The organism is Mycobacterium sp. FW102-FHT13B02, assembly GCF_058790275.1.
Map to the genome: position 1 here is coordinate 51,507 of NZ_JBYTCM010000025.1, position 19,323 is coordinate 70,829.

18 protein-coding genes and 1 tRNA gene are annotated in these 19,323 nt (G+C 67.1%); 12 read left to right on the plus strand and 7 right to left on the minus strand.

The window, feature by feature from the left end:
* Positions 1-10 precede the first annotated feature (10 nt).
* On the plus strand, positions 11-505 hold the full coding sequence (locus AC3WTE_RS28305) for a DUF4232 domain-containing protein (RefSeq protein WP_492442815.1): 495 nt from the start codon (positions 11-13) through the stop codon (positions 503-505).
* Here the strand turns inward: AC3WTE_RS28305 and AC3WTE_RS28310 are convergent.
* From AC3WTE_RS28310 to AC3WTE_RS28320, 3 genes are read right to left on the minus strand one after another with little or no spacing between them, the layout of a single operon-like run.
* Entirely contained in the window at positions 492-1,379 is an 888-nt protein-coding gene (locus AC3WTE_RS28310) for a DUF4097 family beta strand repeat-containing protein (protein WP_492442816.1), read from the minus strand. The genes AC3WTE_RS28305 and AC3WTE_RS28310 overlap by 14 nt on opposite strands.
* Before the next feature lie 19 nt (positions 1,380-1,398).
* Positions 1,399-2,043: a response regulator transcription factor gene (locus AC3WTE_RS28315; protein WP_459368801.1), complete on the minus strand. Its 645-nt coding sequence runs from the start codon at positions 2,041-2,043 to the stop codon at positions 1,399-1,401.
* On the minus strand, positions 2,031-3,338 hold the full coding sequence (locus tag AC3WTE_RS28320; protein WP_492442817.1) for a sensor histidine kinase: 1,308 nt from the start codon (positions 3,336-3,338) through the stop codon (positions 2,031-2,033). Before AC3WTE_RS28320 ends, AC3WTE_RS28315 begins: the two co-directional genes overlap by 13 nt.
* Positions 3,339-3,523: 185 nt before the next feature.
* Here AC3WTE_RS28320 and AC3WTE_RS28325 point away from each other — a divergent pair, with 185 nt between their 5' ends.
* Together AC3WTE_RS28325 and AC3WTE_RS28330 are read left to right on the plus strand one after the other, a co-directional pair.
* Entirely contained in the window at positions 3,524-4,420 is an 897-nt protein-coding gene (locus AC3WTE_RS28325) for an LLM class flavin-dependent oxidoreductase (protein WP_492442818.1), read from the plus strand.
* The gene (locus tag AC3WTE_RS28330; RefSeq protein ID WP_492442819.1) at positions 4,417-5,664 is read left to right on the plus strand and encodes an amidohydrolase; all 1,248 of its coding nucleotides are present in this window, start codon (positions 4,417-4,419) and stop codon (positions 5,662-5,664) included. The genes AC3WTE_RS28325 and AC3WTE_RS28330 overlap by 4 nt, the downstream gene beginning before the upstream one ends.
* Positions 5,665-5,721: 57 nt before the next feature.
* On the opposite strand, the gene AC3WTE_RS28335 is transcribed toward AC3WTE_RS28330, so the two are convergent.
* The gene (locus AC3WTE_RS28335) at positions 5,722-5,985 is read right to left on the minus strand and encodes a hypothetical protein (RefSeq protein ID WP_459368805.1); all 264 of its coding nucleotides are present in this window, start codon (positions 5,983-5,985) and stop codon (positions 5,722-5,724) included.
* A 316-nt stretch (positions 5,986-6,301) separates the two neighbouring features.
* Here AC3WTE_RS28335 and AC3WTE_RS28340 point away from each other — a divergent pair, with 316 nt between their 5' ends.
* Entirely contained in the window at positions 6,302-6,955 is a 654-nt protein-coding gene (locus AC3WTE_RS28340; RefSeq protein ID WP_492442820.1) for a DUF1942 domain-containing protein, read from the plus strand.
* Positions 6,956-6,958: 3 nt separating this feature from the next.
* Here AC3WTE_RS28340 and AC3WTE_RS28345 read toward each other — a convergent pair whose 3' ends face one another.
* Both AC3WTE_RS28345 and AC3WTE_RS28350 read right to left on the minus strand, forming a co-directional pair.
* Complete coding sequence (locus tag AC3WTE_RS28345; protein ID WP_492442821.1) at positions 6,959-7,270, minus strand: hypothetical protein; 312 nt, start codon at positions 7,268-7,270, stop codon at positions 6,959-6,961.
* Positions 7,271-7,381: 111 nt separating this feature from the next.
* A tRNA-Arg gene (locus AC3WTE_RS28350) sits at positions 7,382-7,454 on the minus strand.
* Between the two features lie 153 nt (positions 7,455-7,607).
* Here AC3WTE_RS28350 and argS point away from each other — a divergent pair.
* The 6 genes from argS to rho all read left to right on the plus strand — a co-directional run bounded on the left by argS (position 7,608) and on the right by rho (position 16,300).
* Positions 7,608-9,260 (plus strand): arginine--tRNA ligase, encoded by a 1,653-nt coding sequence (gene argS, locus AC3WTE_RS28355; RefSeq protein WP_492442822.1) that lies wholly within the window; start codon positions 7,608-7,610, stop codon positions 9,258-9,260.
* Entirely contained in the window at positions 9,257-10,654 is a 1,398-nt protein-coding gene (gene lysA, locus AC3WTE_RS28360; RefSeq protein WP_492442823.1) for a diaminopimelate decarboxylase, read from the plus strand. Before argS ends, lysA begins: the two co-directional genes overlap by 4 nt.
* A complete protein-coding gene (locus tag AC3WTE_RS28365) occupies positions 10,651-11,970 on the plus strand; it encodes a homoserine dehydrogenase (protein ID WP_492442824.1) in 1,320 nt (439 codons plus the stop codon). Before lysA ends, AC3WTE_RS28365 begins: the two co-directional genes overlap by 4 nt.
* Positions 11,970-13,037, plus strand: coding sequence for a threonine synthase (gene thrC / locus AC3WTE_RS28370; RefSeq protein WP_492442825.1), 1,068 nt, complete (start codon positions 11,970-11,972; stop codon positions 13,035-13,037). Before AC3WTE_RS28365 ends, thrC begins: the two co-directional genes overlap by 1 nt.
* A gap of 5 nt (positions 13,038-13,042) precedes the next feature.
* Entirely contained in the window at positions 13,043-13,972 is a 930-nt protein-coding gene (thrB, locus tag AC3WTE_RS28375; protein WP_492442826.1) for a homoserine kinase, read from the plus strand.
* 294 nt (positions 13,973-14,266) lie between these two features.
* Positions 14,267-16,300 (plus strand): transcription termination factor Rho, encoded by a 2,034-nt coding sequence (gene rho, locus AC3WTE_RS28380; protein WP_492442827.1) that lies wholly within the window; start codon positions 14,267-14,269, stop codon positions 16,298-16,300.
* 79 nt (positions 16,301-16,379) lie between these two features.
* Here the strand turns inward: rho and AC3WTE_RS28385 are convergent, their stop codons facing one another.
* Positions 16,380-16,952 carry a TetR/AcrR family transcriptional regulator gene (locus AC3WTE_RS28385; RefSeq protein ID WP_492442828.1) on the minus strand — a complete coding sequence of 191 codons (573 nt, stop codon included), beginning with the start codon at positions 16,950-16,952 and terminating at the stop codon, positions 16,380-16,382.
* 174 nt (positions 16,953-17,126) lie between these two features.
* On the opposite strand from AC3WTE_RS28385, the gene fadD1 reads away from it, so the two are divergent.
* Both fadD1 and AC3WTE_RS28395 read left to right on the plus strand, forming a co-directional pair.
* The gene (gene fadD1, locus AC3WTE_RS28390) at positions 17,127-18,689 is read left to right on the plus strand and encodes a fatty-acid--CoA ligase FadD1 (RefSeq protein WP_492442829.1); all 1,563 of its coding nucleotides are present in this window, start codon (positions 17,127-17,129) and stop codon (positions 18,687-18,689) included.
* A 77-nt stretch (positions 18,690-18,766) separates the two neighbouring features.
* Positions 18,767-19,111, plus strand: coding sequence for a YciI family protein (locus AC3WTE_RS28395; protein WP_492442830.1), 345 nt, complete (start codon positions 18,767-18,769; stop codon positions 19,109-19,111).
* Positions 19,112-19,323 lie beyond the last annotated feature (212 nt).

Below are 19,323 nucleotides of genomic sequence, written 5' to 3' on the forward strand. Positions count from 1 at the left end.
GGGAGCCGGTGTGCGAACCATTGTCGCTGTCCCGTTGGCGGTCGCGTGTGCCTGGCCGATCGCTGTCGCTCATGCCGACCCCGTTCAAGTACCACGTTGCGCCAGTGCACAATTGACACCCAGCCTCGGCCCGCCCGATGGTGCCGCCGGCACCACGTTCTATCCGGTGATCCTGAAGAACTCCGGTGACGCACCATGCAGCATGTCGGGCTATCCGGCGGTGTCGTTCATCGCGGGCTCTGACAACCATCCCGTCGGGGTGGCCGCGAGCCAGGACCCCGACACCATCGGCGTGGTGGTGATCGAACCCGGCCAGTCCACGTCGGCGAACCTGGGTGTCGTCAACGCGGGCAACTTCCCGGCAGACTGTGATGCCGTGCCGGTCAGTGGCTTGCAGGTCAACCTGCCGGGCGAAGCCGAGGCGATCATCATCGGCCATGCCGATACCGCTTGTGCCAGCACGGCGTACCCGACGTTGCGGGTGGGCCCGTTCACCGGCGCGTAGCGATCACCACGCTGCCCTCGTCCGCCCGCGCGGTGACCTGCGCGACGGCGCGAGACGCATCGTCGGTCTGGGGAACGCGCACCTTCGCCTGTTCGCCGGCCTGGGCCCGGACCAGGTAGGGCCCGCCGGGCGGCAGGGTGATGTCGACGTCGGAGTTCTGGCTGGTGACGTTCACGGTGCGCGGGGCCGCCTCCTTGAAGTCCACCCCGATGTGGCCGTCGGTGGAGTCGGCGATGAAGGCGTCGGTGACCACGATCGGGTCGCGGGTCTGGACGTCGCCGCTCTGCGTGTGGATTTCGATGCGGCGGGCGTTGCCGCCGAGCACCACGGCGCCGTCCGTGTTGTGCACGGTCAGCTGGTCCAGGTCGGTCTGGCTCAGCAGGATGCCGACCTGCTGCTTGGTGGTGACCGAAAGCCGGTGTGCGACATCGGGTGGCAGGGTCACGGTGATTTCCCCGGGCGGACCGAAGTCGGACAGCGGGGACGGGGTGCCGGCGACGGTCAGCCCGACGGTGCCGCCGATCCGGGTCACCTTCAGCGCCTGCTGGTCGTCGTGCGAGGTATTCAGCAGGCGCATCCGCACGCGCGGCTCACGGACGTTGCGATCGCTGGTGATCCGGACAGCAGTGGGCATGTCGCCGGTGTCGATGGTGAGGGTGCTCATGTCGGCCGGCAGTGTTTCGGTTTCGGCGGCCACGCGTACCGAGCTGATGCCCCACGCCAAACCGCCGAGCCCGGCCGCGGCAGACACCGTTCCCAGCAGAGCGACCAGGACCAGCAGCGTCCGGATCGCCGAGCGCCCGCCCGGCGACAGTGCGGGCGCGGCTGCCGGGACCGGCTCGGTCACTGGTGCGAAGTCCACGTTCGAAGTCATGGAAAATCCTTTTCTCTCTTCAGGATTCGAGATAGCGCAAGACGGCGAGGACCCGCCGGTTCTCGCTGTCGTCGGGGGCCAGGTCGAGCTTGGTGAAGATGGACGCGATGTGTTTCTCCGCGGAGCCGATCGAGATGTGCAGCAGGGTCGCGATGGCCGAGTTGGTCTTGCCCTCCGCCATCAGCTGCATCACCTCCTGCTCACGTGGGGTGAGCACGGCCAGGGTCGAGCGGCGGTGCGTGCGCACCAGGATTTGTGACACCACTTCGGGATCCAGGACGGTCCCGCCCGTGCCGACCGTGTTGACCGCGTCCAGGAATGCGGGGACGTCGGCCACCCGGTCCTTCAGCAGGTACCCGAAGCCCCTTGTGTCCGAGGCGATCAGGTCCGCCGCATAGCGTTCTTCAACGTAGTGTGAGAGCACCAGCACCGGTGACTCGGGATTCTGGCTGCGGAGCAGGGCGGCGGCGCGGATGCCTTCATCGGTGAACGTCGGTGGCATCCGGACATCGACGATGACGAGGTCGGGCTTGTGCTCGTTGACGGCATGCAACAGCTCCGTGGCATCGGGCACCCCGGCGAGCACTTCGTGGCCGGCGTCGGTCAGGATGCGCTCGATACCCGCGCGCAGCAGGGCCGAATCTTCGGCGATCACAATGCGCATGGCAGTACCGCCGTCACGGTCGTCGTTCCGGTTTCCGGACTGGAGACGGTGAAGGTGCCGCGCGCCGCGCGCACTCGTTCGCCGAGCCCGCGCAGGCCCGTGGTGTCGTCGCCATCGGATTGGGCGCCGCCGATACCGTCATCGAATACCGAGATGTGCAGCTGGTCGGTGGGCTCGTGGTAGCGCACCGAGACCACGGCGTGAGTGGCTTTGGCGTGCTTGGCGATGTTTGTCAATGACTCGGCGACCACGAAGTATGCGCACGATTCGACTTCGTCGGAAAAGCGTTTCGGCAGTTGTAGTTCCAGCGTCACCGGGACACCGGCAGTTTCGGTGCGCTGCACCACCGCCGACAGTGCGGCATCCAGTCCGCGGTCGGCCAGGATCGTCGGCGCGATACCGCGCACCACGTTTCGTAGTTCGAGGAGTGCGGCTTTGGCGTCATCGTGGGCCTCGGCAATCAGTTTGCGAGCCTCGGGCAGGTCGGAGTCCAGCTTGGTCTGGGCCAGCCCGATGGTCATGGCCAACGACACCAGCCGGGGCTGCACGCTGTCATGCAGGTCGCGTTCGATGCGGTGCCGTTCGGTGGATGCCGACGACACCGCGCCGCGGCGGGCCTGGTGCAGGGCGCTGACCTCGTGCTGCAGCGCTTCGGTCGGTGACGACGGCAGCAGCCACCGGTCGATCACCGCGTCTACCCGGGGACCGAACACCAGGATGGCTCCGGCGGCAGCCAGCGCAATGGCGGCCAGCAGCCAAGACAGCGGCGGTGAGATGAAGCTCAGACCGGCGGCAGCGTCGCTGTTGTCGATCGCGGTCGCCGCGGCGGGCCCGATCAGTGCGAAGGCGAGAAGCGTGAACGCCAATCCGACAGCGAAAATGTCGAAAACCATGCGGAGGTAGCTGTGGGCCAACACCTTCCAGAACCGGCCGCTGCTGACGTCCAGCCAGAGCTGGTGGGCCCATCCCTGAAAACCGATGTAGGGCGTCATCTTTCGGTACGGGGTGGCGATGCCGAAGGAGAACACCGCTTCGCTGCGTAGCCGTTCCACCCGGTCGGTGGCGCGGACGGCGTAGACGAACAGGACTCCACCCAGCACGGTCCCGATCACCGAGGGAATGGAGGTGACGGCCAGGATCAGCAGAGACAGCGGTATCCAGAACCAGAACATGGCGGCCATGGCGCCGACGATCATCGACGCGGTGGGGACGACACCGAGGTCTCGCTGCACGGGCGGCGCCGTTGTCGGATTTGTCGGCTCGGCCCAGGCGGGGCCGGTAGCTGTTGCAACCATGCCTCCAACTTAGGCACCGGCCGAGTGCGGAGACACGGCGTTTTCCCGCGACTCTTATGGGGGTTTACCCCCACCGGTTGGCCCTGCACCAGGGGTTGCCGGCACGTCCACTCACCGTGCCGGGTCGGGCAACGTGGCCCCTGGCGCTGGATGCGCGTGCCAGAATCGGCTGTGTGCAGATCGGGATGACGATGCCAGTGATGGAGCCCAACCTCGATGCGGCGACGCTGACGGCGTGGGCGAGAGTGATCGACGGCGGGCCCTTCTCGTCCTTGTGTTGGGGCGAGCGCATCGCCTTCGACAACCCCGATTCCCTGACCCTGCTCGGTGCGCTGGCCGCCTGGACCGACCGGGTGCGCCTGGTCACCACCGTCATCGTCCCGCAACTGCACGATCCGGTGATGCTCGCGAAAGCACTCGCCACCGGCGACATGCTCAGTGGCGGACGGCTCACCGTCGGCATCGGCGTCGGGGGCCGCCATGAGGACTACCACGCCGTGGGCGCCGATCCCGACACCCAGACCATGCGCGGCATGGCTGAGCGGGTGGCACTGATGAAGCGCGTCTGGGCGGGGGAGAAGCTCACCGAATCCGTGCTGCCCGTCGGCCCCGCAGCCGTTCAGCCGGGCGGGCCGCGGCTCCTGGTCGGCACCATCGGGCCGAAAACCGTACGTAGCGCAGCGAATTGGGCCGACGGCATGGCCGGCACCACGCTGGATCTCAACGTGGAACGCGAGAGTGAACTGTTCGACGTCGCCCGCGCGGCCTGGGCCGAGGCCGGAAAACCCAAGCCGCACTTGGCCACCTCGTTCTGGTTCGCCCTCGGCGACAAGGACGAGGCACGCAACCAGGTGCATCGTCACCTACGCCGGTATATGAACTGGATTCCTGAGGAATATGTCGATGCGATGGCGCCGACCACGGGGTGGGCCGGCACCGAAGACGAATTGCTCGATGTACTGCAGAAATTCGATGACATCGGCACCGACGAGGTACATCTGATTCCGACCAGTTCGGACATCGACCAGCTGCGCCGGGTGGCCGACGTGGTCAAGGACTTCACCGGAGAGGCAGCACTATGAGTCGTGCGACCGACGTGCTGGCCGGCCTGCCCGAGGTGCGGGTGTGGCAGGAGGACCTGTACCGGGACCTGCATGAGCATCCGGAGTTGTCACATCAGGAACATCGCACCGCAAAACTGGTGTCGGACAAGCTGAATGAGCTCGGCTACCAGGTGACCGGCGGCGTCGGCGGCACCGGAGTCGTCGGCATTCTGCGCAACGGTGACGGTGCGTCGGTGCTGATGCGCGCCGACATGGACGCCCTGCCGGTCGCCGAGGCCACCGGGCTGCCCTACGCCAGCACGGTCCGGGCTACGGACGCGGCCGGCAAGGACGTGCCCGTCATGCACGCATGCGGCCACGACACTCACGTCACCTGCCTGCTCGGCGCGGCCGCGCTGCTGGCCGGCGGGCAAGAGCACTGGCAGGGCACGGCGATTGCGCTGTTCCAGCCCGCAGAAGAGGTCGGTGGCGGTGCTGCCGGCATGGTCGCCGACGGGCTGGCGAGCATCGTCGGCAAGGTCGACGTGGCGCTGGGTCAGCATGTCGCTCCGGCGCCGGCCGGATACGTCGGCACCCGCAGTGGGCCGGTCATGGCAGCAGCAGACAGCATTCGGGTGACGGTGTACGGGCGCGGCGGTCACGGGTCCATGCCGCACGCCACCATCGATCCCGTCGTGCTGGCCGCCATGATCGTGATCCGGCTGCAGACCATCGTGTCGCGCGAAGTCGAGCCCAGCCAGACGGTCGTGCTCACCGTCGGCAGCATCAATTCGGGCACCAAGAGCAACATCATCGGTGACCACGCGGTGCTGGAACTGAACCTGCGCACCTACGACGACGCCGTGCGCACTGCGGTGATCGCGGCCATCAAGCGCATCGTCGTCGCCGAATGCCAGGCGTCGGATTCCCCGAAAGACCCGGAATTCGACTTCTACGACCAGTTTCCGGTGACCGACAACGACGAGGCTGCCACCACCCGCGCACATGACGCGTTCGTCGAGCACTTCGGCGACCGGGCCCTGACGATCCCACCGGTGGCCGCTAGTGAGGATTTCAGCGACATCCCGCGGGCGCTCGGGGTGCCGTACACGTACTGGATGTTCGGTGGCATCGATGCCGCCGAGTTCACGCGCGCGGCCGAAGCCGGCCGCATCAGCCAGGACATCCCGGTGAACCACTCGCCGACCTTCGGCCCGGTGGTTCAGCCGACGCTGGACACGGGTACCGAGGCGCTTGTGGTCGCTGCGCTCGCCTGGTTGTAGCCGTTCGCCTATGCGCGGTAAATGTTTTCGACGAGACACGCCGCCAACACGCAGAGGTCAGCTCGATAGCGGGTAGGGCTCTGACGTGTCGAGACTGGGGTCGACGGCGTCCAGGGCCGGGAAGCGTCTATTGAGTGCATCGATGAGGTGGTGCGCTTCGTAGAGTTCGGTACGCAACCGGCGGCTCGTGCGGTGGCGCCAGTCGGACAGGCGGCGCTCCCGGCGCTCAGCTTGTTCGAGCTCGAGCGATATCTCCTCGACCTGGCGCCACAGTTCTGCTCGGAGGCGAGCCGCTTGGGCGATGTCGTGGGAGTCGGTCACGGCTCGAATCGTCGCATTGCCGCGCTGCGCGTGCAGTGCAGTTGCCGAAAATTAACGGCCTGGATGCTTTATTTGCCGCGGCTTGGCTGTCGACCACACGAAATGTTTGCTGGCTGGTGCCGGTGGCGCAGAGCTTCTCGACATATCCGGATTCGATCCTGACCCGGCGGCGCGTCCCTGACGCTCGGTGGTGACGGATATCGAGTTCGACGCACCCGCCAAGGCAACATTGCCATGAGCGTTACTGCTCGCGATGGCTGATCGGCGAGGTAACCTCCGCGTTGGACACTGCCTGGCGGGACGAAGGGGAGTAACGGTGAAGATCAAATTTGTGGCGCCCGTGAGCATCGCCGCGATCGCGTTCGGCATGGTCGCGGCGGCGGGATCCGCCTCGGCGGCCAACAACATCAAGCCGTTCGGTCAGCAGGAGGCGCTGAACGAAATCGGCTACACGGTCAAGGGTCTGCACCCGAGTTCGGACCCGGTACCGCACAACGGCCAGCTTTACTCGGCGACCGTAAAGGTCGAGGGGCTCGGCGGCTGGGCCAACCCCATCACCGCGTTCTTCAACGCCCGCGCCGAGAGCGGAGAGAACTACCGGGTCATCGGCGGGAACGTGCCCGCGGCACCACCTGGCGGAACGGCGACCGGAAAGCTCTACTTCGACGTCGTCGGTGATGTCCCGAACAGCGTCGTCTACAACGACGGCATGCAGGACCTCATGGTTTGGGTCCCGGGTGCGCCGATCGGTGGCACACCCAGTGAGGCTGTGGACATGGACGAGGGCCCGGTCGGGACCAGCGAGATCATCAGCACGCCACCGGCCGAGAGTGCCGCCCCTGCCGAGGCGGGCTCCCCGACAGGGGGCAATTTCTTTGCTCCTGACGTCATCGCGCCGGCACCGTTCGAGCTCACCCCTGCGGACGTGGCCGCACCGGGGTACAACTCCGGTGGCGGCGGCCGTCGCTGATTTCTACGAACAGAAGTCGCACGAATCCTGACGAACGTCGGGCGGATTGTCGCCGTCCCAGACGCCACTGGGTAGGTGGCCCTGATACGGCACGTTGCCCAGGTTGCCCTTGACGAAGTACCAGGTGTGGCAGACGTTCATGTCCCACTGGTACGCGACTCCCGGTCCCGACGACATGTCGTAACGGGAGTAGGTCATGCTGTCGCCCGGGCACCACGTGTGCGGTGGCAGGGGACCGGCCTGGGCGGGAGCTGACAGCGCCATGCCGCAGGTCGCCAACGTGGCGGCTGCCAGTGCTGCGATGCGTCGGTTCATGAGTTTGGTCCGTCCTCGTCTGGGTCGTGGTGACCACAGAATGCGCCGGACGGCTTGGGGAATTCTTGGGACGGCAAGGTGGGCGGAATCGCACCTGCGTGAGTTGGAGAGTGCCCCCGGCAGGATTCGAACCTGCGGCCTTCTGCTCCGGAGGCAGACGCTCTATCCCCTGAGCTACGGGGGCGCTTGATGCTGGCGAGCCAGCGGCGCCGTTGGGCGATCACAGACTAGCGCATCGGTGGCCTGCCTCCCGAATCGGTGTCAACCGCCAGCGGACAATCAGTCAACCAGCAGGCGAGGACAAGCGTGAGCAGCTCAGCCCATAGGATGGACCCCCGTGACCCCCGCCGATCTGGCTGAACTGCTCAAGAACACCGCCGCCGTGGTCCTGGTCGAACACGACCTGGACATCGCCGCGCTGCCCGAAACAGTCGCCATCGAGCGTCCGCGTAACCCCGAGCACGGCGACTACGCCACCAACCTGGCGCTGCAGCTGGGCAAGAAGGTCGGCGTCAACCCACGTGACCTGGCTGAATGGCTCGCAGAGCGGCTGAACGACGCCGACGGTATCGCTGACGCCACCGTTGCCGGTCCGGGCTTTGTGAACCTGCGCATCGAGGCGTCCGCGCAGAGCGTCGTCGTTCTCAACGTGTTGGGCGCCGGGGACCGCTACGGCACGTCCGAGGAGCTCAAGGGCCGCCACATCAACCTGGAGTTCGTCTCGGCCAACCCGACCGGGCCCATCCACATCGGCGGCACCCGCTGGGCGGCCGTCGGTGACGCGCTGGGGCGGCTGCTGGCCACGCAGGACGCCACCGTCATCCGTGAGTACTACTTCAACGACCACGGTGGGCAGATCGACCGTTTCGCTCGCTCCCTGGTCGCGGCCGCCAAGGGCGAGCCGGCGCCGGAGGACGGCTACGGCGGCGACTACATCAAGGACATCGCAGCCGACGTCCTGGCCACGCGGCCCGATGCACTGACCCTGCCCGCCGACGAGTGCCAGGAAGTGTTCCGCGAACTCGGCGTGGAGCTGATGTTCACGTCGATCAAACAGTCACTGCACGACTTCGGCACCGACTTCGACGTCTACACCCACGAAGACTCGATGCACACCTCGGGCCGCGTGGAGCAGGCCATCGAGAAGCTGCGCGACAACGGCTCCATCTACCAGCAGGACGGCGCAATCTGGTTGCGCACCACCGACTTCGGTGACGACAAGGACCGCGTGGTCATCAAGAGCGACGGCAACCCGGCATACGTCGCCGGCGACATCGCGTACTACCTGGACAAGCGCAAGCGCGGGTTCGACCTGTGTATCTACATGCTCGGTGCCGACCACCACGGCTACATCGGCCGGTTGAAGGCCGTCGCGGCCGCGCTCGGCGAGGACCCCGACACCGTCGAGGTGCTGATCGGCCAGATGGTCAACCTGGTCAGGGATGGCCAGCCGATGCGCATGAGCAAGCGCGCCGGCACCGTGATCACCCTCGAGGACCTCGTCGACGCCATCGGCGTGGACGCGGCCCGCTACGTACTGATCAGGTCGTCGGTGAACAGCCCCATCGACATCGACCTGGGGCTGTGGGCCAGCGCGTCCAACGAAAACCCGGTCTACTACGTGCAATACGCGCACGCCCGGCTGTCGGCTCTGGCACGTAACGCCGCCGACCTCGGCCTGCAGGTCGACCTCGGACACCTGGACCTGCTCGACCACGACCGTGAAGCCACCCTGATGCGCACCATCGGCGAGTTCCCGCGGGTACTCAAAACCGCTGCGGCCCTTCGTGAACCGCACCGCGTGTGCCGGTATCTCGAAGACCTGGCCGGTGACTACCACCGGTTCTACGACTCCTGCCGCGTGCTGCCGATGGGCGACGAAGAGCACAGTGACCTGCACCGGGCGCGGCTCGCGCTGTGCGCGGCCACCCGCCAGGTCATCGCCAACGGTCTGCACATCCTCGGCGTCAGCGCTCCGGAGCGGATGTGAGCGGACAGCCCACCGGCAACGTGGTGCCGGAGAAGCCGGGGACGGCCGACGAGATCAACCTGTTGGCGCCGAATGTCTGGCCGCGCAACCTCGTTCGCGGCGCCGACGGCCAGGTCAGCATCGCCGGCGTCACGGTCGGCGCACTGGCCGAGCAGTTCGGTACCCCGCTGTTCGTCATCGACGAGGACGACTTCCGCTCCCGCTGCCGCGAGATCGCCGACGCCTTCGGGGGCGGCGAGCACGTGCACTACGCCGGAAAAGCGTTCCTGTGTGCCGAGATCGCGCGCTGGGTCGCGCAGGAAGGCCTGTGCCTCGACGTCGCCACCGGCGGCGAGCTGGCCGTGGCCCTGCACGCCGAGTTCCCGGCCGAGCGAATCACGGTGCACGGCAACAACAAATCAGTTCCGGAACTGACGGCCGCGGTCGAGGCCGGCGTCGGGCACATCGTGCTGGACTCCGAAATCGAGATCGAGCGCCTGGAGGCCATCGCCGGTGCCGCGGGCGTGGTGCAGGACGTGCTCGTCCGCGTGACCCCCGGCGTCGAGGCGCACACCCACGAGTTCATCTCCACCGCCCACGAGGACCAGAAGTTCGGTCTTTCGCTGGCCAGCGGCGCGGCCATGGATGCGGTGCGCAAGGTCTTCGCCACTGACAATCTTCGTCTGGTCGGCTTGCATTGCCACGTCGGCTCGCAGATCTTCGACGTGGCCGGCTTCGAGATCGCCGCACACCGCGTCATCGGTCTGCTGCGCGACGTGGTCGCCGAATTCGGTGTCGAGAAGACCGCGCAGATGTCCGTCATGGATCTCGGTGGGGGGCTGGGTATCTCATACCTGCCCAGCGACGACCCGCCGCCCATGAAGGAATTGGCCGACAAGCTCAAAGCCATCGTGAAGGCCGAGTCCGAGGCCGTCGGCCTGCCCACGCCCAAGCTGGTCGTGGAGCCGGGCCGGGCCATCGCGGGTCCGGGCACCATCACGCTCTACGAGGTCGGCACCGTGAAAGACGTTGCCGTGTCGGCCGACAAGTACCGGCGCTACGTCAGCGTCGACGGCGGCATGAGCGACAACATCCGGCCGTCCCTGTACGACGCGCAGTACGACGCCCGGCTGGTGTCGCGCGCCGGCGGCGCGCAGGCGACGCTGGCCCGGATTGTCGGAAAACACTGCGAGACCGGCGACATCATCGTCCGCGACACCTGGGTGTCCGACGATCTCGCGCCCGGCGACCTGATCGCAGTCGCGGCCACCGGCGCCTACTGCTACTCGATGTCCAGCCGGTACAACCTGCTGACCCGTCCCGCCGTCGTCGCGGTGCGCGGCGGCAACGCCCGGCTGATCTTGCGTCGGGAGACCATCGAAGACCTATTGAGCCTGGAGGTGAGTGGTCAATGAGTGAAAAGCCAATCGGCGTAGCAGTTCTCGGACTCGGGAACGTCGGGACCGAGGTGGTCCGGATCATCAAGGACAGCGCCGACGACCTGGCCGCTCGCATCGGTGCGCCCCTGGAGCTGCGCGGCGTCGGCGTCCGCAAGGTCGCCAAGGGCCGCGGCGTGCCGGTCGACATGCTCACCGATGACATCGGAGCGCTGGTTTCCCGCGACGACGTCGACATCGTCATCGAGCTCATGGGTCCCGTCGAGCCCGCCCGCAAGGCCATCATGACCGCGCTGGAGCAGGGCAAGTCGGTGGTCACCGCCAACAAGGCGCTGATGGCACAGTCGACCGGCGAACTCGCCCAGGCGGCCGAAAAGGCGCGCGTGGACTTGTATTTCGAAGCCGCCGTGGCCGGCGCGATCCCGGTGATCCGCCCGTTGACCCAGTCCCTTGCGGGTGACGTCGTGCTCCGGGTGGCCGGCATCGTCAACGGCACCACCAACTACATCCTGTCGGCCATGAGCGAGACCGGCGCCGACTACGCCGACGCACTCGCCGAAGCCGGCGTGCTGGGCTACGCCGAAGCCGACCCCACCGCCGACGTCGAGGGCTACGACGCCGCCGCCAAGGCCGCCATCCTGGCGTCCATCGCGTTCCACACCCGGGTCACCGCCGACGACGTCTACCGCGAGGGCATGACCAAGGTCAGCGCCGCGGACTTCGAATCCGCGAAGGCGCTGGGCTGCACCATCAAGCTGCTCGCCATCTGTGAGCGCCTGACCACCGGTAAAGGCAAGCAACGGGTTTCGGCTCGCGTCTACCCGGCGCTGGTGCCGCTGGAGCACCCGCTGGCCTCGGTCAGCGGCGCGTTCAACGCCGTCTTCGTCGAGGCGGAAGCGGCCGGTGAGCTGATGTTCTACGGCCGCGGTGCCGGTGGTGCTCCGACGGCGTCGGCCGTGATGGGGGATGTGGTCATGGCTGCGCGCAACCGGGTACAGGGTGGCCGGGGTCCGCGCGAGTCCAAGTACGCCAAGCTGCCCATCGCGCCCATCGGTGCGATCGAGACCCGCTACTACGTCAGCATGAATGTCGCGGACATCCCGGGTGTGCTGTCTTCTGTCGCCGCCGAATTCGCCAAACGCAAGGTGAGCATCGCCGAGGTCCGCCAGGAGGGCATGGAGGACGAGGTCGGTCAGCGCAGCGGCGCCCGCATCGTCGTGGTCACCCACCGGGCCACCGACGAAGCCTTGTCGGAAACCGTTGCGGCCCTCGCCGATCACGAAGCAGTGCAGAGCATCAACAGCGTGCTGCGCATGGAAGGAACCAGTAAGTAATGAGCGTGCACAAGCCGTGGCCCGGCCTCATCGAGGCCTACCGGGACCGTCTGCCCGGCACCGAGAACTGGACGCCTGTCACCCTGCTCGAGGGCGGCACGCCGCTGATCTACGCCAAGCGGCTGAGTGAACTGACCGGCTGCACCGTGCATTTGAAGGTCGAGGGGCTCAACCCGACCGGTTCGTTCAAGGACCGTGGCATGACCATGGCCGTCAGTGACGCCGTGGCGCGCGGCCAGAAGGCCGTGCTGTGCGCGTCCACCGGCAACACCTCGGCCTCGGCGGCCGCGTACGCCGCGCGCGCGGGTATCACCTGCGCGGTGTTGATCCCGCAGGGCAAGATCGCGATGGGCAAGCTGGCGCAGGCAGTCATGCACGGCGCCAAGATCATTCAGGTCGACGGTAACTTCGACGACTGTCTGGAGCTGGCCCGCAAGCTGACCGCCGAGTACCCGACCATCGCACTGGTGAACTCCGTCAACCCGGTCCGCATCGAGGGGCAGAAGACGGCGGCGTTCGAGATCGTCGACGCGCTCGGCACCGCGCCTGACGTGCACTCGCTGCCCGTCGGCAACGCCGGCAACATCACCGCCTACTGGCGCGGTTACAGCGAATACCACCGCGACGGCGTCTCCGACCGGCTGCCCCGCATGCTCGGCACGCAGGCCGCCGGCGCGGCGCCGCTGGTGCTCGGTGAGCCCGTCAAGAACCCCGAGACCATCGCGACCGCGATCCGAATCGGTTCGCCGGCTTCGTGGGACGGCGCCGTCGCCGCCAAGGAGCAGTCGGATGGCCGCTTCCTCGCCGCCACCGACGAAGAGATCCTCGCCGCGTACCACCTGGTCGCCAAGGCCGAAGGCGTGTTCGTGGAGCCGGCCTCGGCCGCCAGCATCGCCGGCCTGCTCAAGTCCATCGAGGACGGCTGGGTCAAGCCCGGCTCGACCGTGGTGTGCACCGTCACCGGCAATGGCCTGAAGGACCCCGACACCGCGCTCAAGGGCATGCCCGAGGTCAAGGCCATCCCGGTCGATCCGACCGCTGTGGTCGAACAGCTCGGACTGGTCTGACACCAGTGACCGAGAACCTGCCCGCCGGCCTGCTCGCCACCGCCGTCGTCCCCGCCTCGAGTGCCAATCTGGGCCCCGGCTTCGACAGTCTGGGCCTGGCGTTGAGCCTGTACGACGAAATTCAGGCAGAGACAACCGATTCCGGCCTCGTCATCGAGGTGACGGGGGAGGGGGCCGGGCAGGTTCCCGACGATGAGTCCCATCTGGTCGTGCGGGCGATTCGGCGTGGACTGGCAGTCGGTGGTGTCTCGGTTCCCGGTCTGAACATCAAGTGCCGCAACGTCATTCCGCATTCGCGCGGTCTTGGTTCGTCGGCGGCCGCGGTGGTCGGCGGCTTGGCCGTCGCCAATGGTCTTATCGCGCAATCAGGTTCGAAGCCGCTGACGCTCGAGCAGCTGGTTCAACTGGCGTCGGAGTTCGAAGGCCATCCCGACAACGCTTCCGCCGCCGTGCTGGGCGGTGCCGTCGTGTCCTGGACCGCACCCGGTCCCACCTACGCAGCCGCACCGCTGACGCTGCATCCCGACATCCACCTGTTCCCGGCCATCCCGCAGGTGCGCTCCTCGACCGCGGAGACCCGGGCAGTGCTCCCGGAGCTCATCGCGCATTCGGACGCCACCTTCAACGTCAGCCGCGCCGCGCTGTTGGTGGTGGCGCTGACGCAGCGCCCGGATTTGCTGATGGCAGCCACCGAAGACGTGATGCATCAGCCGCAGCGCGCCGCGGCCATGCCGGCCTCCGCGGAATATCTGGCGATGCTCCGGCGTTCTGGTGTGGCAGCGGTGCTTTCCGGTGCTGGACCTGCGGTTATCGCATTCAGCACTGAACCCGAATTGCCCGCCGAAGTCCTCGAGTTCGGCGCTGCCAACGGGTTCGCAGTCGAAAAGATGGCAGTGGGCCAAGGGGTTCGCTGGATCGTCGGTGCCGGCGTCTAACGGAAAAGCACACGCCGGAGTGGCCTTTCTTGCTTCATTGTCGGATCAGAGATATTCTCGCAACGTCCAGCAATCGCAGGCTCTAGTACCTGCGCCTACGGTAGGACGACCACTCTTCTCTTTGATGTTCAACTCGTGGACTGATGGTTCGCCGCACGGCGGCAAATCCCGGTGCGTGGCTGTTGCATTGCCTCAGCTGACCAGGGCATTTGACGAATGCGGTTCGGGGAAGCCGTCCGACTGCGAACCCAACCCTCGCCTGATCAGACGCGCGAGGGCACAGAAAGGAAATCCGTGACTGATACGGACCTCTTCACCGCCGACGGCAATACCGATGCCCCGGTAACTGAAGCCCCGGCGGCCGGACGCTCTGGATCGCTGACCAGTCTTCTGCTCCCCGACCTGCGTGCGCTCGCCGCCGAAGCCGGCGTCAAGGGCACCTCCGGCATGCGCAAGAGCGAACTGATCGCCGCCATCCGCGAACACCGCGGCGAGGCCAACGGCGCCAAGGCCGAGGTCAAGGCCGCCAAGGCCGCCGAGCCCAAGGCCGAGCCCAAGGCCGAGCCCAAGGCCGAAGCCAAGAACGAAACCAAGGCCACCGAGGCCGTGAACGGCAGCGACGCCGCCACCGAGGTCAAGGAAGCTCAGGCTCCGGCCGCGAACAACGCCGGTGAAGCCGCTGCTGACGCGCCCGCTGCCGAGCAGCCGCCGCGTCGCGAGCGCCGTGGCGCATCGCGCCGTGCCGGCGGGCCCGGCGAGGGCGAATCCGGCGATGCCGGCGACAAGACCGCTGGCAAGGCCGAGAACGCGGACACCGCCGAGGCACCTCGCGAGGAGCGCAACCGCGACCGGAACGCGGACAACAGCAACCAGGGCGGCAACAAGTCCGAAGGTAACCAGGGTGGCAATCGCGACCAGGGTGGCAATCGCGACCAGGGCGGCAACCGTGACCAGGGTGGCAACCGCGACCGCAACCGCGGTGGCGACAACCAGGGTGGCAACCGCGCCCAGGGTGGCAACGCCAACAACAACTCCAACAACGACGATGACGATGACGACAGCCGTCAGGGCCGTCGTGGCCGTCGGTTCCGGGACCGCGACCGTCGTCGTCGTGGCGAACGTGGCGACAACCAGGGCGGGAACGCCGAGACCGAACTGCGCGAGGACGACGTCCTGCAGCCGGTCGCCGGCATCCTGGATGTGCTGGACAACTACGCGTTCGTCCGCACCTCGGGCTATCTGGCGGGACCGAACGACGTCTACGTCTCGATGAACATGGTCCGCAAGAACGGCCTGCGCCGCGGTGACGCGGTGACCGGCGCCGTGCGGGTGGCGCGCGAGGGCGAGAACACCGGCGGTGGGAACAACCCGCGTCAGAAGTTCAATCCGCTGGTCCGCCTCGACAGTGTCAACGGCGGCCCCGTGGAGAACGCCAAGAACCGGCCGGACTTCCAGAAGCTCACCCCGCTGTACCCGAACCAGCGTCTACGCCTGGAGACCACGCCCGACCGGCTGACCACGCGTGTGATCGACCTGATCATGCCGATCGGTAAGGGCCAGCGCGCGCTGATCGTGTCCCCGCCGAAGGCCGGTAAGACGACGATCATGCAGGACATCGCCAACGCGATCACCCAGAACAATCCGGAATGCCACCTGATGGTGGTGCTCGTCGACGAGCGTCCGGAAGAGGTCACCGACATGCAGCGCTCGGTGAAGGGTGAGGTCATCGCCTCGACCTTCGACCGTCCGCCGTCAGACCACACCCAGGCCGCAGAGCTGGCCATCGAGCGGGCCAAGCGCCTGGTCGAGCAGGGCAAGGACGTCGTGGTGCTGCTGGACTCGATCACCCGGCTGGGCCGCGCGTACAACAACGCGTCGCCGGCGTCGGGCCGCATCCTGTCCGGTGGTGTGGACTCCACCGCCCTGTACCCGCCGAAGCGGTTCCTCGGCGCGGCCCGCAACATCGAGCACGGTGGCTCGCTGACCATAATCGCCACCGCGATGGTCGAGACCGGCTCGACCGGTGACACCGTCATCTTCGAGGAGTTCAAGGGCACGGGTAACGCCGAGCTCAAGCTGGACCGCAAGATCGCCGAGCGCCGGGTGTTCCCGGCCGTCGACGTCAACCCGTCCGGTACCCGTAAGGACGAACTGCTGCTGTCCACCGACGAGTTCGCGGTGGTGCACAAGCTGCGCCGCGTGCTGTCTGGTCTGGACCCGCATCAGGCCATCGACCTGTTGATGAGCCAGTTGCGTAAGACCAAGACCAACTACGAATTCCTGGTTCAGGTCTCCAAGACCGCGCCGGGCAACATGGACAACGACTAACCGTCGCCGTTCTTGAAACTGAAGGCCGCAACTCTGCCCGAGTTGCGGCCTTCAGTGCATTCTGACGAGGGAGCGACCGTTACGGCTGGGCCTTCAACCCCGGCATCACGTAGCGGCGCACGTGTGCAAGCAGCTCGTCGGCGTTGTTGGCGTCCAGCCGCTGCCCGGGCATCGTCGCCAGCGACAGGATGACGCGCGCGACCCACTCGGCGGCGTCATCGATATCGGTGTCGGGGTGGATTTCGCCGTTGTCGCGGGCGGCGACCAGATAGCGGGACCAGAAATCGGCGAGGTCCGGCACCAGGCCCTGCACGCCGGCGCCGGCGCAGGCGGCGAACTCGTCGGGCTCCTCGACGCGCAGCTTCATCAGCAGGGCGCCGGGATCGTCATATGCGGTGCGCCCGTGCTGGATTCCGGCGACCATCTGGTTGTCCAGGCCTTCGATCGACGCCAGCATGGCGTGCGCGTCAGACCAGTAGGCGTTGTTCAGGCGGACGATCGCCGCGCCCAGCAGCGTCACCTTGTCCGGAAAGTGCCGGTAGAGCCAACCGCGGGAGACGCCGGCGGCCTCGGCGACCTCGGATACCGTCGTGGCGCGAATTCCCTTGGCGCGCATGCACTCTTCAGCGGCGTCGATCAGTCGATCGCGCACGCTCCTCGGGGACTCTGGGCTTGCCACCGGGTATCTCCTCACATGTCAACCTGGCGAACGACGATTCTGCCAGGGCACAGATGCTATTGCGCTACCCCTCAACCATGGTAGACACTTTCAAGAATCTGTTCACTACGGGTGGTTGTCGTGACCCCCGCCGCACCGGGAGCCTAAATGGCGGACACCCTTCAGCAGTTGCTTCGCGAGCGCGCCGGCCAGGACACCGTCGCCGTCAAGTACGGCGAGACGGCCTGGACCTGGCGAGAGTACGTGGCCGGAGCGCAGGCACAGGCCGCCGCCCTGATCAGCCAGGCCGACCCGCTGCGGCCCCTGCACGTGGGCACCCTGCTGGGTAACACCCCTGAGATGCTGACGGCGCTGGCCGCCGCGGCGCTCGGCGGCTACGTGCTGTGTGGCATCAACACCACCCGCCGCGGTGCGGCGCTGGGTCGGGACATCGCGCGCGTCGAATGTCAGATTGTGCTCGTGGATCGGGCAGGTCGAGAGCTCCTCCAGGACGTCAACCTGCCGGGCGTCACCGTCATCGACGTCACCGCGACCGAGTGGCCGCAGCGGGACCTGACCCCGCATCGTGAAGTCGGACCCGACGACACCTTCATGATGATCTTCACCTCGGGCACCAGCGGTGAGCCCAAGGCCGTCGAGGTGGCCCATTCCATCGTGCTGTTCTCCGCCGCGGCACTCGTTCAGCGCTACGGCCTCACCGAGGCCGACACCTGCTACCTGGCGATGCCGCTGTTCCACTCCAACGGCGTCTACGCAGGCTGGGGCGTCGCACTCGGATCCGGAGCGGCGATGGCGCCCGCGCAGTTCTCCGCCTCGAGCTTCCTCCCGGACATCCGCCGCTACGGCGCGACCTACATGAACTACGTCGGCAAGCCGCTGGCTTACATCCTGGCGACCGCCGAGCAGCCCGACGACCACGACAACCCGCTGCGAGTGGCGTTCGGTAATGAGGCCGCCGACCGCGACATCGACGAATTCAGCCGCCGCTTCGACTGCGACGTGTGGGACGGCTTCGGCTCGACCGAGCTCGCAATCATCATCACGCGGTCCGACGGCACCCCGGCGGGCAGTATCGGACAGGGTTTTCCGGGCGTGGCCATCTATGACCCGGAGACCGTCACGGAATGCGAGGTGGCCCGATTCGATGAGGCCGGTGCGCTCGTCAACGCCGAGGCAGCCACCGGCGAGCTGGTGAACACCAACGGCAGCGGCATGTTCCGCGGTTACCACAACGACCAGGGCGCCACCGATGAGCGGCTGCGGCACGGCATGTACTGGTCGGGCGACCTGGCCTACCGCGACGCGGACGGCTGGATCTACCTGGCCGGCCGAACCGCCGACTGGATGCGGGTGGACGGGGAGAACATCACCGCGGCGCCCATCGAGCGAATCCTGTTGCGGCACCCGGTGATCAGTCGGGTCGCCGTGTACCCGGTGCCTGACGAGTTCGTCGGCGACCAGGTCATGGCGGCCATGGTGCTGCGCGATGGTCAGACCCTTGACCCGAAGCCGTTCGCGGAGTTCCTGGCCGCGCAGCCGGACCTGTCACCGAAGGCCTGGCCGCGGCACGTCTGGCTGGCCGACGACCTGCCCAGCACCGCGACCAACAAGATTCTCAAGCGGGAACTGGTCGCCCTGGGCGCGGATCCGGCCGGCCGGGTGCTGTGGAAGCGCGACGGTACGGAGTACGGCCGGCTGCCCGAAAGCTGATTTCTGCCGTCGTGTCCCCCCGATGGGTTCCCGTTCGTCTCCTTGCTGTTGGACGATCAACTCTGAAGGAGACCACGATGAAATACGCAACGCTGATCTACACCCGGCCCGGCAGTCACGACGCGGAGCTGACCGAAGCCGAGCAGGCCGCGCTGAGCGCGGAGTACATGGCTCTGCGGGTCGAGCCGCAGTGTGTCGGCGGCGGCCATCTGCAACCCGTCGAGACGGCCACCACGGTGCGTGCCGACGGCCTGATCACCGACGGCCCGTACGCCGACACCAAAGAGGTCTTCGCCGGCTACTTCGTCATCGACGCCGACAACCTCGACCAAGCCTTGGAATGGGCACAACGGATTCCGGCGGTGCGCCTCGGCGGCGCCGTCGAGGTGCGTCCGCTCTTCGAGGTGCCGGGGGAGGTCTAGGGCGAGCGAAGCGACGGGAAGGGTCCAGGCACTGATCAACGATGTTTTCTCGCGGGAGTGGGGCCGGGTCCTGGCCGCGCTCATCGGCATCCTCGGCGACTTCGAGCTCGCCGAGGATGCCGCGCAGGAGGCGTTCGTCCGCTCTTCGAGGTGCCGGGGGAGGTCTAGGGCGAGCGAAGCGACGGGAAGGGTCCAGGCACTGATCAACGATG